General features: G+C 61.4%; 12 protein-coding genes. 1 reads left to right on the top strand and 11 read right to left on the bottom strand.

Annotated features, from left to right (window positions below; genetic code table 11):
- The first annotated feature begins 33 nt into the window (after nt 1-33).
- Nucleotides 34-636, top strand: coding sequence for a recombination mediator RecR (gene recR / locus ACODTO_RS11175; RefSeq protein ID WP_041020490.1), 603 nt, complete (start codon nt 34-36; stop codon nt 634-636).
- Between the two features lie 270 nt (nt 637-906).
- Here recR and ACODTO_RS11170 read toward each other — a convergent pair whose 3' ends face one another.
- The 11 genes from ACODTO_RS11170 to ACODTO_RS11120 form a co-directional block, all read right to left on the bottom strand.
- Nucleotides 907-1,455 (bottom strand): adenine phosphoribosyltransferase, encoded by a 549-nt coding sequence (locus ACODTO_RS11170; RefSeq protein ID WP_175362923.1) that lies wholly within the window; start codon nt 1,453-1,455, stop codon nt 907-909.
- Between the two features lie 76 nt (nt 1,456-1,531).
- Complete coding sequence (gene fnr / locus ACODTO_RS11165; RefSeq protein ID WP_139648864.1) at nt 1,532-2,266, bottom strand: fumarate/nitrate reduction transcriptional regulator Fnr; 735 nt, start codon at nt 2,264-2,266, stop codon at nt 1,532-1,534.
- Nucleotides 2,267-2,359: 93 nt separating this feature from the next.
- A complete protein-coding gene (gene hemN / locus ACODTO_RS11160; protein WP_139648862.1) occupies nt 2,360-3,742 on the bottom strand; it encodes an oxygen-independent coproporphyrinogen III oxidase in 1,383 nt (460 codons plus the stop codon).
- A 247-nt stretch (nt 3,743-3,989) separates the two neighbouring features.
- Nucleotides 3,990-4,673: a sulfite exporter TauE/SafE family protein gene (locus tag ACODTO_RS11155; RefSeq protein ID WP_139648860.1), complete on the bottom strand. Its 684-nt coding sequence runs from the start codon at nt 4,671-4,673 to the stop codon at nt 3,990-3,992.
- The gene (ccoS, locus tag ACODTO_RS11150) at nt 4,666-4,884 is read right to left on the bottom strand and encodes a cbb3-type cytochrome oxidase assembly protein CcoS (RefSeq protein ID WP_139648858.1); all 219 of its coding nucleotides are present in this window, start codon (nt 4,882-4,884) and stop codon (nt 4,666-4,668) included. The genes ACODTO_RS11155 and ccoS overlap by 8 nt, the downstream gene beginning before the upstream one ends.
- Before the next feature lie 25 nt (nt 4,885-4,909).
- A complete protein-coding gene (locus ACODTO_RS11145) occupies nt 4,910-7,360 on the bottom strand; it encodes a heavy metal translocating P-type ATPase (RefSeq protein WP_139648856.1) in 2,451 nt (816 codons plus the stop codon).
- 155 nt (nt 7,361-7,515) lie between these two features.
- On the bottom strand, nt 7,516-8,055 hold the full coding sequence (locus ACODTO_RS11140; RefSeq protein ID WP_139648854.1) for a FixH family protein: 540 nt from the start codon (nt 8,053-8,055) through the stop codon (nt 7,516-7,518).
- A gap of 11 nt (nt 8,056-8,066) precedes the next feature.
- Nucleotides 8,067-9,482 (bottom strand): cytochrome c oxidase accessory protein CcoG, encoded by a 1,416-nt coding sequence (ccoG, locus tag ACODTO_RS11135; protein ID WP_139648852.1) that lies wholly within the window; start codon nt 9,480-9,482, stop codon nt 8,067-8,069.
- A gap of 279 nt (nt 9,483-9,761) precedes the next feature.
- The gene (locus ACODTO_RS11130; RefSeq protein WP_139648850.1) at nt 9,762-10,772 is read right to left on the bottom strand and encodes a hypothetical protein; all 1,011 of its coding nucleotides are present in this window, start codon (nt 10,770-10,772) and stop codon (nt 9,762-9,764) included.
- Between the two features lie 177 nt (nt 10,773-10,949).
- Nucleotides 10,950-11,420, bottom strand: a complete 471-nt coding sequence (locus ACODTO_RS11125) for a hypothetical protein (protein WP_139648848.1) — start codon at nt 11,418-11,420, stop codon at nt 10,950-10,952.
- 1 nt (nt 11,421) lies between these two features.
- Nucleotides 11,422-15,816, bottom strand: a complete 4,395-nt coding sequence (locus ACODTO_RS11120) for an RHS repeat-associated core domain-containing protein (protein WP_489106429.1) — start codon at nt 15,814-15,816, stop codon at nt 11,422-11,424.
- Nucleotides 15,817-15,823: the final 7 nt, after the last annotated feature.

Below are 15,823 nucleotides of genomic sequence, written 5' to 3'. Positions count from 1 at the left end.
CCGCGTCTCGTTGTTATGTCGGACATTTCCTCGATGAGCTTCAGCCCTTTGATTCGCCAACTGATCGATGCCCTGCGAACCTTGCCGGGTGTGGGTCAGAAAACTGCCCAGCGCATGGCGTTGCAATTGCTTGAGCGTGATCGCAGCGGCGGTTCGCGCCTGGCCCAGGCCTTGAGCCAGGCCATGGAAGGGGTCGGGCATTGCCGTTTATGTCGGACCCTGACTGAAGACGACCTGTGCCCCCAATGCGCCGACTCGCGTCGGGACGACACGCTGCTGTGCGTCGTGGAAGGGCCCATGGACGTGTATGCGGTGGAGCAGACCGGTTTCCGTGGGCGGTACTTCGTGCTCAAGGGACATCTCTCGCCCCTCGATGGCCTGGGGCCGGAGGCCATCGGCATTCCAGAGTTGATGGCGCGGATCGAAGAGGCGGGGACTTTCACCGAAGTCATCCTCGCCACCAACCCGACGGTGGAAGGCGAAGCCACCGCCCACTACATCGCCCAGTTGCTGAGCAACAAAGGCCTGGTCGCCTCCCGCATCGCCCACGGCGTGCCGTTGGGGGGCGAGCTGGAGTTGGTCGATGGCGGGACGCTGGCGCACTCGTTTGCCGGGCGCAAGCCGATTACGCTGTAACCACGATACAAATACCTGTGGGAGACCTGTGGGAGCGAGCCTGCTCGCGATAGCGGAGTATCAGTCAGTCAAGAGGCGACTGGCACTCTGCAATCGCGAGCAGGCTCGCTCCCACATTGGTCGGGGGTAGCTTTAGTATTCTGCGGCCGAACACAAACCCTGTGGGAGCGAGCCTGCTCGCGATGGCGGTAAGTCAGTTGGCGATAATGTGACTGATACACCGCTTTCGCGAGCAAGCCCGCTCCCACCGAACCGATGATGGTCGGGCGGTTATCGTTCGCTCAGGGAGAACTGCGTCAGGCAGAACGTTGGAATCCCCATGTCGATCAATCGCTGGGAGCCCAGCAATTCCGGCAGGTCGATGATCGCCGCCGCCTCGTGGACCTTGGCGCCCATGCGGCGGATCAGGTTGGCGGCAGCGATCAGCGTGCCGCCGGTGGCGATCAGGTCATCGAACATCACCACCGAATCGCCTTCGCACAGGCTGTCGGCATGCACTTCCAGGAACGCTTCGCCGTATTCGGTCTGGTAACCCTCGGCCAGCACATCGGCCGGCAGCTTGCCTTGCTTGCGGAACAGCACCAATGGTTTGTTCAACTGGTAGGCGAGGATCGAACCGATCAGGAAGCCCCGGGCATCCATCGCGCCGATGTGGGTGAACTCGGCCTCGACGTAGCGGTGGGCAAAGCTGTCCATCACCAGCCGCAGGGCCGTGGGGGACTGGAACAGCGGGGTAATGTCGCGGAAGATCACGCCGGGTTTGGGGAAGTCGATTACGGGGCGGATCAGGGATTTGATGTCGAAGGAGTCGAAGACCATCGTCGAAATGTCCTGGCAGGGCTGCAAACGCGGCAGTATAGCGCGGCCAAGGGAATCCCTCAGCCGCGCGTGTTCATCAGCCTTCGATCGAGCCGCCGGCCAGGGCGCAGAGCTGGATCGGGTCGAGGATGTGGATTTCCTTGCCTTCGGCGGCGATCAACTCATTCTGCTGGAAACGGGTGAACACCCGGGAGACGGTCTCCACGGCCAGGCCCAGGTAATTGCCGATTTCATTGCGCGACATGCTCAGGCGGAACTGGTTGGCCGAGAAGCCACGGGCACGGAAGCGGGCGGAGAGGTTGACCAGGAAGGTCGCGATGCGCTCGTCGGCGGTCTTTTTCGAGAGCAGCAGCATCATCTGCTGATCGTCGCGGATCTCCCGGCTCATCACTCGCATCAACTGGCGGCGTAGCTGCGGCAGTTGCAGCGCGAGTTCGTCGAGGCGTTCGAAGGGAATCTCGCACACCGAGGTGGTTTCCAGCGCCTGGGCCGAGACCGGATGGCTCTCGGTGTCCATGCCGGACAGTCCCACCAGCTCGCTGGGCAGATGGAAACCGGTGAGCTGCTCCTCGCCGCTGTCGCTCAGATTGAAGGTTTTCAACGCGCCCGAGCGCACGGCATAGACGGAATCGAAGGTGTCACCCTGGCGAAACAGGAATTCACCTTTTTTCAACGGTCGGCCCCGTTTGACGATTTCATCCAGCGCGTCCATGTCCTCCAGATTCAGCGACAATGGCAGGCAGAGAGGAGCCAGGCTGCAATCCTTGCAATGGGCCTGGCTGTGGGCGCGCAGTTTGACTGGCTCGGACATTTCTTTAATCCTTGTGGGAAAACACACATAGGCCGTAAGGGTAACTCAGCTCCGGGTCCTGGGCCAGCGTGGTTCCTCGTCAAATTGTCGCGCTCAGATGACGCGGGAGAAGCGCTGCCGGTTTTGCTGCTCCAGGTAGCTGTCGAACACCATGCACACCGAACGCACCAGCAGGCGCCCGGCAGGCAATACCTTGATGTGGGTATTATCCAGCTCGATCAACCCGTCCTCGGCCATGGCCTGCAACTGCGGCCACAACGCTGCGAAATAACCCTGGAAATCGATATTGAAGGTTTGCTCAATCTCGGCGAAGGCCAGGTCGAAATGACAGATCAATTGCTGGATCACCGCCCGCCGCAGCCGGTCGTCGGCATTGCACACCAGCCCGCGACTGGTTGCCAGTTGTCCGTCGGCGAGGATGCCCTGGTACTGGTTCAGGTCGCTGCTGTTCTGGCAGTACAGGTCGCCGATCTGGCTGATGGCTGACACGCCGAGGCCGATCAGGTCGCAGTGGCCATGGGTGGTATAGCCTTGGAAGTTGCGTTGCAGGGTGGCCTCTTCCTGGGCGATGGCCAGGTCGTCGTCGGGCAGGGCGAAGTGATCCATGCCAATGTAGCGGTAACCGGCGGCGGTCAGTTGTTCGATGGTGCCTTGCAACATCGCCAGTTTCTGTTCCGGATTCGGCAGGTCCTGGCTGTTGATGCGCCGCTGGGGCATGAAGCGTTCCGGCAGGTGAGCGTAGTTGAACACCGAAAGGCGATCTGGTTGCAGGTCGATGACTTCTGCAACGGTGCGGGCGAAGTTGTCCGGGGTCTGCTTGGGCAGGCCGTAGATCAGGTCGATGTTGATCGAGCGGAATTGCAAGGTCCGGGCGGCTTCGATCACCGCACGGGTTTCCTCCAGGCTTTGCAGGCGGTTGACGGCGCGTTGCACGGCCGGATCGAAGTCTTGCACGCCGATGCTGACCCGGTTGAAACCCAGTTCCCGCAACAGACCCATGGTCGACCAGTCGGCTTCCCGGGGATCGATTTCGATGCCGTAGTCACCGGAGTCGTCATCCAGCAGGTTGAAATGCTTGCGCAGCTTGGCCATCAACTGGCGCAGCTCGTCGTGGCTGAGGAAGGTCGGAGTGCCGCCGCCCAGGTGCAACTGTTCCACGCGCTGGGCGGGATCCAGATGGCAGCCGATCAGCTGGATTTCCTGTTCCAGGCGTTGCAGGTAGGCGTGGGCGCGACCACGGTCCTTGGTGATGACCTTATTGCAGGCGCAGTAGTAGCAAATATTTGCGCAGAACGGCACGTGTACGTACAGCGACAGTGGCCGCATGGCCTTGCGACTGTCGCGCAGGGCGTGGAGCAGGTCGAAGGTCCCCACCTGGCCGGCGAACTGCGCCGCAGTCGGGTACGAGGTGTAGCGAGGCCCCGCTACGTCGTAGCGGCGGATCAGATCAGAGTCCCAACGAATGGCGTCGAGCATGCGGGCGTTCCCCGGATAGGCTGGCATGAGCGCGAGTCTAGGAGGGTGGACGCTGGGGCGTGTTGATTTGCATCAACGGGGGAGTGCTGTACAAGACCCTGTCGGATGGGGGCTAAGTGTGGAGTACAACTTGTGGGAGCCGAGCTTGCTCGCGATAGCAGTGGGTCAGTCAATTGAGTATTGATGGTGCCGTCCTCGATCGCGAGCAAGCTCGGCTCCCACAGGTGGCAGTGACAGGGAATCCCGATCAATGCCCCATGAGCCAATGCTGGTGCGGCCCCGGTAGGGTCCAGATGCCGAAAATGATCACCAGCAGGCCGCCGGCCGTGCGCACGCTGCGCTTGCGCAGCAGGGCGGTGACGCGTTCGGCGGCCAGGCCGGTGGCAAGCAGTACCGGCCAGGTGCCGAGGCCGAAAGCCAGCATCAGCAGCGCGCTGTCCAATGCGTTGCCCTGGCTGGCGGACCACAGCAGGGTGCTGTAGACCAGGCCGCAGGGCAGCCAGCCCCACAGTGCGCCAAGTAACAAGGCTCGGGGCAGGCTCGATACGGGCAGCAAGCGATTCGCGATCGGCTGGATATGTCGCCACAAGCCCCTGCCGACGCCTTCAATGCGGGTCAGGCCGCTCCACCAGCCCGCCAGGTACAGGCCCATGGCGATCAGCAGCAATCCGGCCAATACCCGCATGAACATCGCTGCCGGGCTGTTGGCGACCGCCCAGCCAGCCAGGCCGATCAACAGCCCGGCAGTGGCATAGCTCAGGATTCGCCCCAGGTTGTACGCCAGCAACAGCCGGAAGCGCCGGCTGCGTTGTTCCTTGGGAATCGCCAGGGTGAGGGCGCCCATCAGGCCGCCGCACATGCCCAGGCAATGGCCGCCGCCCAGCAGGCCGAGGATTACCGCTGAAACCAGTAATGGCGCCAGATCAAGCATGGGGCGGGGCCTTGTCGTCCGGCCGCTGGGCTTGGCCGTCGGCTTCGTCCACGGCGGCCTTGTGATTGGGGTCCTGATCATCGAACAGGATGCTGTGGGCCGGACCGTCGAGGTCGTCGTACTGGCCGCTGTCCACGGCCCAGAAGAAAATGTACACGGCGATGGCCACGATCAGCAGCGCGGCCGGGATCATCACGTAGAGAGCTGGCATTCTCGGAACTCCAGGCCCGCGCGGCTCAGGCCGGCAGCGGGCGGGTATCGGGCGCGGCGTCGAAAACCTGCAGCTTGGGCTGGCGAGTCAGCCTCAGCGCATTCAACACCACGGTCAACGAACTGATGGACATGCCGACGGCGGCCCACACCGGGGTAATCCAGCCGAGGGCGGCGAACGGCAACATGAGGCCATTGTACAGCGCCGCCCACACCAGATTCTCGATGATCACCCGACGGGTGCGCCGGGCCAGGTTGAAGGCGTGGATCAGGGCATCGAGACGGTTGGACAGCAACACCGCGTCGGCGCTGGTCTTGGCCAGGTCGGTGGCCGAGCCCATGGCCACACTGATGTCCGCTGCCGCCAGCACCGGCACATCGTTGACCCCATCGCCGAGCATCAGCACCTTGCGGCCTTGCTGGTGCAACTGCTGCAGCACCGCCAGTTTGTCGTCCGGGCGCAGTCCGCCCCGTGCCTCGTCGATGCCCAGTTCGGCGGCGACACTGGCAACCATTGGCGAACTGTCGCCCGACAGCAGGAGTGTTCGCCAGCCGCGCGCCTTGCAAGCCGCCAGCAAGGCCGGGGCGTCGGCGCGCAGGCGGTCGTCGAGGACGAACCAGGCCAAGGGCCCGCCGGTATCGCCCAACAGCAGCCATTGGCCGGGCTCGTCCGGCATCGGCGGTATTGCCGCGCAGCTCAATTCGCAGACAAAGCCGGGTTGGCCGATGCGCAGGCGCTGTTCGCCGACTTGGCCCTCCAGCCCCAGCCCGGGTGTACTCTGTACCTGCTCGGCGGCCAGCGGCGCGCGGCCAAAAGCCCGTGCGATGGGGTGTTCGGAGCGGTTTTCCAAGGCGGCGGCCAGCGCCAGGCACTGGTCGCCGTCGAGGCCTGCCAGGGGGCGAATGGCGCGCAAGGCCAGGCGACCTTCGGTGAGGGTGCCGGTCTTGTCGAAAATCACCGTATCGATCTGGTTCAGGCCTTCCAGCACATGACCCCGGGTCAGCAGCAGACCGAGCTTGTGCAGGGTGCCGGTGGCGGCAGTGAGGGCGGTTGGCGTAGCAAGGGACAGCGCGCAAGGACAGGTGGCGACCAGCATCGACAGGACAATCCAGAAGGCGCGGGATGCATCCAGCTGCCACCACAACAGGCCGATGGCGGCAACGGCGACCAGGGAGAGCAGCAGGAACCATTGGGCTGCCCGGTCGGCGACTTCCGCCAGTCGCGGCTTTTCGGCCTGGGCTCGCTCCAGCAGCCGCACGATGGCGGACAATCGGGTGTCTTGCCCCAATGCCTGCACCTCGACGGTCAAGGCGCCTTCGACGTTCAACGTGCCCGCGGTAACCGCATCGCCCACTTGGCGGGTTTGCGGCAGGTATTCACCGGTCAGCAGGGACTCGTCGATGCTGGACTGGCCGTCGAGGATCCTGCCGTCGGCCGGCAGGACCGACCCTGGATGCACCAGGACCCGGTCGCCGGTACGCAACTCGCTGAGCAGGATGCGTTCGCTCTGGCCGTCGCTTGCCAGGCGCAGGCATGAGGCCGGCAACAGATTGACCAGTTGCGCGGTGGCCGCAGCGGTGCGCTCTCTGGCCCGTCGCTCCAGGTAGCGGCCGGCCAGCAGGAACAGCGCGAACATGCCCACGGCATCGAAATACAGCTCGCCCACGCCGGTGACAGAGGTCCAGATCCCGGCGATGTAAGCACTGCCGATCGCCAGGGACACGGAAACGTCCATGGTCAGGTGGCGGGTGCGCAGGTCACGCATCGCGCCTTTGAAGAAGGGCGCGCAGCTATAGAACACGATAGGGGTGGTGAGAAACAGCGCGACCCAGCGCAGGATGGTGTGCATCTCCGGGCTCAGATCGATATTGAATTCCGGCCATGTCGCCATGGTTGCCATCATGGCCTGGAACCACAGCAGCCCGGCCACGCCGAGCTGGCGCAGGGCCAGGCGGTTTTGCGCGGCCAGTTGCTCGCTGGCCTGGTCGGCCTGGTACGGGTGGGCAACGTAGCCGATCTGGCGCAATTCGGCGAGCAGGGTGCTCAACGGCAGTTCAGCGTCGGCCCAACGCACCTGCAGGCGATGATTGGACAGGTTCAATCGCGCTTCGGCCACGCCCGGCAGGCCACGCAATTGTTTTTCGATCAACCAGCCACAGGCGGCGCAACTGATGCCTTCCATCAACAGGGTGGTTTCGGCCAGCTCGCCTTCGTGGCGCACGAACGATTGCTGCACGTCGGGGCGGTCGTACAACGCCAGTTCATCGGTCAATTGGACAGGCAGGGTTTCGGGGTTGGCCGATGCTTCGCTGCGATGCTGGTAATAACTCTCCAGGCCGCCAGCGACAATCGCCTCGGCCACCGCCTGGCAACCCGGGCAGCAGAACTCACGGGTTTCACCCAGGACAACGGCGATGAAGCGGCTGCCGGGAGGGACGGGCAGGGCGCAGTGGTAGCAGGGCAGGGGCGTAGTCATTGCGTTTTCACAGACGTTGTCCAATGATCGTTCCCATGCTCTGCGTGGGAACGCATCCTGTGACGCTCCGCGTCACGCTTGCGGGAGGACGCGGAGCGTCCCGGGCTGTGTTCCCACGCGGAGCGTGGGAACAATCAGAACGACAGAAAGACGGCCTACTTCTTCAGGTCTTCAGCACCTTGCAGCGGCTCATCGCCCAGCAGGATGGCCTGGTCGTGGTTGACCTGTTCCTCTTCGAACAGTCGCCAGGTCTTGTCGTTCTCCATGCCCAGCAATTCGACAAAGCGCCGGCCTTCGATCTTGTCCGTCAACTGGCCGATGTACCGCCCCGGCTCGCTGTCGTTGCGGGTCAGGACGATCTTGCGGTCCTTCTCCGGCTGGGTCGGAGAAATCAGGCTCAGTTCCAGGGTCTGCGGCCGGCTGTTGCCGCTCAGGCGCAGGTCCACCTCGCCAGTGACATCATCCATCTGCACGTTGGCATGCAACTGCAGGGTCTGGGCCAGCAGTTCGCGCTCCAGCGAGCGGTTGATGCCCTTGCCGGCTTCGTAATAGTTGTCGTTGACCAGGTTGTCCGGATTCTTCACTGCAATGGTCACCATCGTCAGGCTCAAGGTCACCGAGCAGGTCAGGATCCCGATAATGATCCACGGCCAGAGGTGCTTGTACCAAGGGCTGGTGGCGGTTGCTGCAGGCATGTTCAGTTCTCTCAACGAATTTGTGGGCCGATGAACCGGCTCTTGGCTTCGACATGAACGCTGTCGTCATCGGCATCCTTGAGGATGAAGGTCACCTCGTTGGTGCTCGACGGCAGCTGGTCCGGTGCACTGGACAACTCCACTGGCTGGCTGAAGATATCGCCGGCCGCGACCTTGATTTCCCGTCGGCCTTGCAGCTTCAAGTCAGGCAGGCCGGTGGCTTCCAGCACATAGGTGTGATCGCGCTGGTCCTTGTTCATGATCTTCAGGCTGTAGACGTTCTCGATCCGGCCTTCGGCGTTTTCGCGGAACAGCACGCGGTCCTTGCTGACGTCGAAACCCACCAGCGAGCGCATGAAGAACGCCGTCACCAACAAGCTGATCATCGCCAGCAGCACCAGGGCATAGCCGATCAGGCGCGGGCGCAGTTTATGGGTTTTCTGCCCGGACAGGTTGTGTTCGGTGGTGTAGCTGATCAGGCCGCGAGGGTAATCCATCTTGTCCATGATGTTGTCGCAGGCATCGATGCAGGCGGCGCAGCCGATGCACTCGATCTGCAGGCCGTCGCGGATATCGATGCCGGTGGGGCAGACCTGGACGCACATGGTGCAATCGATGCAGTCCCCCAGGCCCAAGGCCTTGTAGTCGATGCCTTTCTTGCGAGGGCCACGGCCTTCGCCGCGACGTGGGTCATAGGACACGATCAGCGTGTCCTTGTCGAACATCACGCTCTGGAAGCGGGCGTAAGGGCACATGTAGATGCACACCTGCTCGCGCAGCCAGCCGGCGTTACCATAGGTGGCGAGGGTGAAGAAACCGACCCAGAAATACGACCAGCCGTCGGCCTCACCGGTAAAGAACTCGAACACCAGCTCGCGGATCGGCGTGAAGTAGCCGACGAAGGTCATGCCGGTGACGAAACCGATCAGCAGCCAGAGGCTGTGCTTGGCGAATTTGCGCAGGAATTTGTTGGCCCCCATGGGCGCCTTGTCCAGCTTGATGCGCTGGTTGCGGTCGCCTTCGGTGACTTTTTCGCACCACATGAAGATCCAGGTCCACACGCTCTGCGGGCAGGTATAGCCGCACCACACCCGACCGGCGTACACCGTAATGAAGAACAGGCCGAAAGCGGCGATGATCAGCAGTCCGGACAACAGGATGAAATCCTGGGGCCAGAAGGTCGCGCCAAAAATAAAGAATTTGCGTTCCGGCAGGTTCCACCAGACGGCCTGATGACCGCCCCAGTTCAACCAGACGGTACCGAAGTACAGGAGGAACAAAAAGGCTCCGCCGACCATCCGCAGGTTGCGGAACAGACCGGTGAAGGCTCGGGTGTAGATTTTTTCCCGAGAGGCATACAAGTCGACGCTCTTGTTGGCATCCTTGGCAGGCGGGGTAACGTCATGTACCGGAATCTGATTGCTCATCAAATGCATCCCACGGCAGTGGAAAAGTGCCGAGGCCAGTGCGTGCCGACCACGGTCAGAAAGGGTGCTGCAATGGCCCAATGATACGCCTGTCGCTCTAGCCCAAGGGTGCGACCTTTGGTCGCGTTGGGCGCAAGGGGCGAATGGTGTAGCGGATGTAACAAGTCATGACCCAGATCAATTGACTATAGACAGTCCATGGGCGTTGCTGGTCCCTTTGGTTTTGCCGCCAGCGGTGAATGCAGGCAACGCCTGAGGCTGCACTAGGTGGCGGGGGAGCTAGTGGCTATACAGGATGTTATAGAACGACGCTGAATCGTTATTGATCGAGGTCAGATCATGACCCGTAGGAATCTTTTCGAACAGCGCTTTGGTGACGGTCATACGACGCAGGATGATGGCCTCCAGCAATTTGCCGAACAGCACCTCATCATTGACGTATTTCTTCAGTTTCAGGATTTCACGAGGCCGGTTTTTCAGTATGTGGAAGGAGTAGTTCATCAGAATCATGTTCGAGACGAACAGGTTTTCCGTTGATTGGAGTGGATTGAGCGTATCGATCACAGCGTTGAGTACCCACCGCCTGTTCTGGGCATAGGTATTCAGAAAAAGGTCGGGGTACATGAGTTCGCTGTGGCGATCATTGAGCTTGAAGCGGTAAGTGTCTCCGTCAGCTTCGGTCAGTAATCGGATAACGGCTGTCTGATAGCTTTTCAAATGGCTCAGCAGCTCATGCTCTTTCCTGGCGTCCGCCTTGATTGCCTTGTAAACCAGATCGATGATCTCCAGAAAAGGCACAGGCCCCAAGGCATCGGTCGCCATCATCAACTGATAACCCTCGATGCTGAACCGACGATACACCTCGTCGTCGATGCTCAACTCGAAAAGCAGGAACCTGAACATGTGGTTTCTGAGTTGTGCATTGGAATCGATCGGGCTGTTCTTCAAGCTGATCAACTGGATCAAGTAGAAGAAAACAAAATAGTCTTTGTTGGTTCGTTGGCGGTTGTCGATCTCGAGCAGGTAGCCAAGGCGTGACAGGACCAGGAGCAGGGCATAGCAATCCGATTCCGTGAATCCGATTTTCGCCATGGATTTTTCGAAAGCGCTTGCTGAAAACAAGTCGTGCCAACGGCTCACGCTGAAGGCTGAGCCGTTGCTTCTCCTGGCCACGACTCGGAGTAATAAGGGCTCGTCTTCTTCATAGAAAATGGCGCCCAGCGCCTTGGGGTAAGGGCGGGCGTTCAGGAAGTTTTCAAGTTTGTAGGAAAGAAGGTTGAACAGGTCCATTTAGCTGCCGGGCGTCCTTTACCAATCTGAGAATTCGCCGTCTTCATCCGTTCACGTAAGTCGCATACCGATGCTTGCCTTCAAAAGATAGTATGAATGTCTGCTGACATAGCCGTGGCCTCTAACCGCTGTGCAGTCTGCCCGCTACCGTAAATGCCAGTAATGATGCCGCTAACATTATCGCTGACCACCAAGCCATGAAGAAAAGTCAGAGATGTAAATTTCATCTAGCGTCAAGTCTGGTGGTATGTCTTCAATACTGTCAGCGATTTCATCATAGGGGGAAGGTAATACGTAAGAAAAGCCGAAGTCCTCATTGAGGATAAGTGAGCCGTTGAAGATTCTTTGGCGCTCGGTGAGATTTTTTATTTGACCAAACGACATGCCTGTAGAAAGTGCATCTCTATACAGTCCCTTGTAGTGGGTATTGCAACCAATGGAGAAAATTTTTCCGTCGGGAAGTGTCGAGATAGTGATGGTGTTATCTACCACGTAGGCTGTTCTCGTTTCGTTATTGGGCAGGTTGTAGAGTTTTACTTCGACTTTGTGTTTTTCATACAGCTCATTGGTGTAGATTGAAATGTTTTCCCCAAGCAATATATTGGCTGCGGAATGTTTTGATTTTATCTCTGCTCTAAAATCAATCATTTTATGATCCGTTCATCAGTGTACCGTTTACATAGACAGGGGAGTCTTTGATAAGGTCGTAATTTTTAAAGTCGCCGTGGCCAATTCGGCCGAATACGACATCTTCTCCGGCTTTGTTGGATTTGTACACTTTCCAATAGTCATTGCCGTGAATATTGGGCTGGGTGGGGCTACCACCTGGATGGTAGTCAAGTTTGTAGGTGGCTCCGGATTTTGTGGTGCGAACATATTGAACGTGTTGGATAGCATCAGGTCTGCCTGCCTGGGGATAGTTTTTTGTCCAGCCTCGGGCTGTCAGGTATCCATCAACATCGGCGGGGGTTTTACCGGACAGTTTCCCAACCCATCTTTTAGTGATCGTGTTTTTTCTGGCGAAGCCTTTCGCCGTTGCACAGCTTAAGCCTAATGGATCGACATAACTGGCGGGGTTTGGCGCGTAGACATAGAAATTGATTCCCCCCGCTAACCCAATCGGATCCGGCGTCGTAAACCTTCCGACATCCGGATCATAAAACCTGAACGTATTGAAATGCAGCCCCGTCTCCCGGTCCAGGTACTGCCCCTGGAACCGCAGGTTCTGCTCTTCGATGTAATACGGCTCGCGCACCTCTTCCAGCGTGTTGCCCCAGACACGATAGGTCGCCTGCCAGACGCTGTGCCCGTCGGCCTCGGTGAGCTGTTCCGGCAGGCCGTTGAGGTCGATGTGGTAGTAGCGGACCTTTTGCAGTGGGCCGGTGCCATCGACGCGGGCCAGGGGTTCGTAGCTGTTATCGTCGTAGAGGTACAGGCTGCTCTGCTGGTGGCGATGCTCCTGCAACAGGCGCAGGCCGTCCCAGGTGAAGCGGGTTTCACCGAGCGGATAACCGTTATTGTCATGCTCGTTCTTGACGATACGTCGGCCCAGGGGGTCGTAGGTCATGCGCACAATGCTGCCGTTTTCGTTGCGCACTTCGATCAGGCGACTTTCGGCATCGTAGGCAAAGCGTTGCAGGCCGCGTTTTGCGCTGCGTTTTTCGATCACCCGGCCAAAGGCGTCGTAGCGGTACCGCTTGTCCTCATACGTCAGCAATTTGTTATGCACCACCCGGCCGGCACCGGCTTGCGTGCCGTCCAGCAGGTTAGCGGCGGCGTCGTAGATAAAGGTTTCGCGTTGGCCGTGAAGGCTGTCCTGGCTGGCGATAATGCGGCCGGTGGTGTCGTAGTGCAGCAATTGGCGGTGCTGTGCGGCCGGTTGCTGGTCGAGTTTGCCGATCAGGTTGCCGGCGGGGTCGTACTCGAAGTGTTTTTGCACCGTTGCCGGCAGGAGCGACGGTTGGCTGGTGTGGCGGCGTTGGCGCGAGCGAAGGCGGCCGCTGCGGTCATATTCGCTGCGGGTGCTGATCTGGCCTTGGGTGCGCAGCACTTCACGGTGCAGGCGGTCGCGTTCGAAGTCGCTGATGACTTGGCCGTCGAGGTTGATCTGGTGCAGGTGGCCGCTGCCGTAGTACAGCCGGTTGAGCCAGCGGCCATCGGGCAGTTGGGTCTGGATCAGGTTACCGAGTTCGTCGTAGTGGTGTTGCAGGCTGCCGGCGGCGCTGTCTTCGGCCAACAGTTGGCCGAGGGCATCGTAGGCGAAGCTCAGGCGTTGGGCATTGCCCTGGTGGTCGGTGAAGGTGACGGCGGTGAGCTGGTCCAGCGGGTCGTAGGTGTAGTCGGTGCGGCCATCGTCGGTGACCTTGGCGATCAGCCGGCCCACGGCGTCGCGCTCCAGTCGATGGACGATGGGCGGCGGTGGCGCTTCGGGGACCACCGCCAGGCCGGTGCCGTGAGGGGCCGGAACGGCTGTCACGGCGGCGACGTTGTCCAACCGGTCGTAGGCGTAACGCTTGGCGCTGCCGTCCAGGTCCTGCTGTTCGACCAAGCGGTCGCCAGCATCCCAGGCAAACCGATAGCGTTCACCATTCTCATTGACCAGCGCCTGCAGTCGCCCATAGCTGTCGTAAGCAAACTGCACCTGCCGGCCCTGGGCGTCGGTTCGCTGCCGGACCTGGCCGCGGCGGTTGTGCTGGTAAAGAGTTGTGTGTCCGGCCGGGTCGGTGTAGCCGGTCAACTGGCCGGCGACGTCACGCTGGTAAAGCTCGCTGCGGCCGTCCGGCAATTGGCTGCCGAGCAAGCGACCTTGGGCGTCGTAGCTGAACTGGGTGCGCTCGCCGAGGGCGTCGGTGATGGTCTGCAGATAGCCCCGATGGTCGTAGCTGAACCGCGTCGGGTAACCCGAGCAGTCGACATGCTCCACCAGTTGTCCGAACGGGTTCCAGCGCAGCTTCTTGCTCTTGCCGGTGGCGTCGATGATTTCGATGACCTGGCCGTGGGCGTCGTAGCGGTAGCGGGTGACATGGCCCAGCGGATCGGTTTCGGCGATGCAGTTGCCGCGCTGATCGTAGCGGTACGTCCAGCTGTGGCCGGCGGCGTCGGTGTCCACCTGCGGCAGGGCCCAGTGTTCGAGCCAGAGGGTGGATTCGCTGCGACCCAGCGGGTCGGTTTCGCTGATCAGGTTGCCGGCTTCGTCGTAGCTGTAGGTGTAGTGCCCGCCCTGTGGGTCGGTGGCGGCCAGCATCTGGCGCTCGTCGTTCCACTCGAACGACCAGGTCTGGCCGAGCGTGTCGGTGAATTGGGTGATCTGGTGCTGGCTGTTCCAGTGGCGGGTGCTGACCCGCTGCAAGCTATCGCTGATGCGGGTGATGCCGGCCATGAGGTCATAGTCGAACTGGTAGGCATCGCCCTCATCGGTCCAGTGTCGGACCACGCGCCATTCCTGGTCCTCGATCAAGGCCCAGTCGTAGAAGCACTGCAGGCCCGTGGGCAACTGGTGCTCCACCATGCGCCGGCCCGCGTCGTAGGCGAAGCGTCGTTGCACCTGGCCGGTGGCGTCGCGTACTTCGGTCAGGTTGCCCGTCGCGTCATAGCCGTAGCTGACCAGCACTTCCCGTTGCTGGTCGGGGTACAGGCGTTCGATCTGGCTGACACGTTCACGTTCGTAAGCCAGCTCGACCTGTACCAGGTCGAAAGCGTCGCGCAGTCGTACCAGGCGCCCGGTTTCGTCGTAGTCGAGGTGGATGCGGTTGTCGTTGCGGTCGCCCAACTGGTTCAGGCGCAGCAAAGCCGCATTTCCTGGCGCCGGTTCGAACAGGCGATACGGGCCGTCCGCGCTTTCGATCAGCAATTGCCCGTTGGCATGGCGCCGCACGGCGAGGCCTTCGCCGGCGCTGAACACCGCACCGCCCAAGGGGATTGAGCCCATGTCGATGGGGCGGCTCTGTTCGTCGGTGTAGACCAGGGTCTCGCCGCCCTCGGGGTGAGGCCGGATCTCGACGCACACCTCGTAGGGCACGCTCCAGCCGACGCCGAACAGCCCTTCGCCGCGCTCGTCACGGCTGTTATAGAAGCGCTGCCAATCGATCGGCTGAATCCCCGGCAGTACGAAATCCAGCTCTTCATCGCCGCCCAGGACCTTGGCCCCGGTCGCCGCATGCACCGGGTTCGACGAGCCCATGGCCGCGTTGGCCGCCGCGCCCATGGCACTGCTGACCGCCATCGACGCCGCTGCGCCGGCCAGCATGCATGGCAGCTTGCTGAAGAACTTGCCCTTGCTGCCCTTGAGCATCAAGAGGGCCGTTACTGCCAGGCCCACGCCCGGCGTCTTGCCGCTGCGAATCTCGCGTACCACCACGGTGCCGCCGCCGATGGTCACGTCGGGGGAAATCAGCCCGGACGACACCACCTTGGCTTCGCAGGTACTGCGGTCGCCGCTGCGCACGGCGGGCTGGCCGTTGATGGTGACCTTGTCCGAGCCTTCGGCCAGGAACTGCGGCGGCATCGGCGGATGCTTCAGGCAGGTGATCATGTCCAGCGGCTTGGGCACGGCACCGGGGGCGGGTGTGGCGACGGTGGGCCGCCACATCTGCGAGAAGAAACTCTCGGCCATGTCCAGGTAGCTGGGCTCGGGCGCTTCCAGCTCGGTGCCGGCCGGTGCGACATGGGATTCGATGGCCCCGGCGGCGCGGGCGGCGGGAATGTTGTTGGTCAGGGTGTCGGTGGAACCGGTGAGGATGTTGGCCTGCACCGTGGGCGGAAAGAGGGCGTTGCCGATGCCCTCGCAAATATTGCTCAGGCCCTTGTCGGCGCCGGTCTTGCTCATGGCGAGGCCGACGACCGCGCCGACCACGGCGCCGAGCAGGAAGCAACCGAGGCCGCCGGTCGCGACCGTGATGCCCGTGGCCGCAACCACGGCAGCGGTGGCGACGGCCGTGATCGCGATGTTGGCCGCCACTTCCAGCACACCGCCGAGGATGTCGGCCATCATCGAGGTGTGATCCAGCGCATCGCCCAGGCGAGCGGCCCAGAGCGCGTCAGACATGCACGTT

Source organism: Pseudomonas sp. FG13 (assembly GCF_057809755.1).
This window is presented reverse-complemented; position numbering and strand designations above follow the sequence as displayed.

Bases quoted from the DNA above. Each gene is read 5' to 3' on its own strand.
- ACODTO_RS11145 (WP_139648856.1), bottom strand. From the start codon at position 7,360: ATGACTACGCCCCTGCCCTGCTACCACTGCGCCCTGCCCGTCCCTCCC.
- recR (WP_041020490.1), top strand. From the start codon at position 34: ATGAGCTTCAGCCCTTTGATTCGCCAACTGATCGATGCCCTGCGAACC.
- ACODTO_RS11130 (WP_139648850.1), bottom strand. From the start codon at position 10,772: ATGGACCTGTTCAACCTTCTTTCCTACAAACTTGAAAACTTCCTGAAC.
- ACODTO_RS11125 (WP_139648848.1), bottom strand. From the start codon at position 11,420: ATGATTGATTTTAGAGCAGAGATAAAATCAAAACATTCCGCAGCCAAT.
- hemN (WP_139648862.1), bottom strand. From the start codon at position 3,742: ATGCTCGACGCCATTCGTTGGGACTCTGATCTGATCCGCCGCTACGAC.
- ACODTO_RS11120 (WP_489106429.1), bottom strand. From the start codon at position 15,816: ATGTCTGACGCGCTCTGGGCCGCTCGCCTGGGCGATGCGCTGGATCAC.
- ccoG (WP_139648852.1), bottom strand. From the start codon at position 9,482: ATGAGCAATCAGATTCCGGTACATGACGTTACCCCGCCTGCCAAGGAT.
- ACODTO_RS11170 (WP_175362923.1), bottom strand. From the start codon at position 1,455: ATGGTCTTCGACTCCTTCGACATCAAATCCCTGATCCGCCCCGTAATC.
- ccoS (WP_139648858.1), bottom strand. From the start codon at position 4,884: ATGCCAGCTCTCTACGTGATGATCCCGGCCGCGCTGCTGATCGTGGCC.
- ACODTO_RS11140 (WP_139648854.1), bottom strand. From the start codon at position 8,055: ATGCCTGCAGCAACCGCCACCAGCCCTTGGTACAAGCACCTCTGGCCG.
- fnr (WP_139648864.1), bottom strand. From the start codon at position 2,266: ATGTCCGAGCCAGTCAAACTGCGCGCCCACAGCCAGGCCCATTGCAAG.
- ACODTO_RS11155 (WP_139648860.1), bottom strand. From the start codon at position 4,673: ATGCTTGATCTGGCGCCATTACTGGTTTCAGCGGTAATCCTCGGCCTG.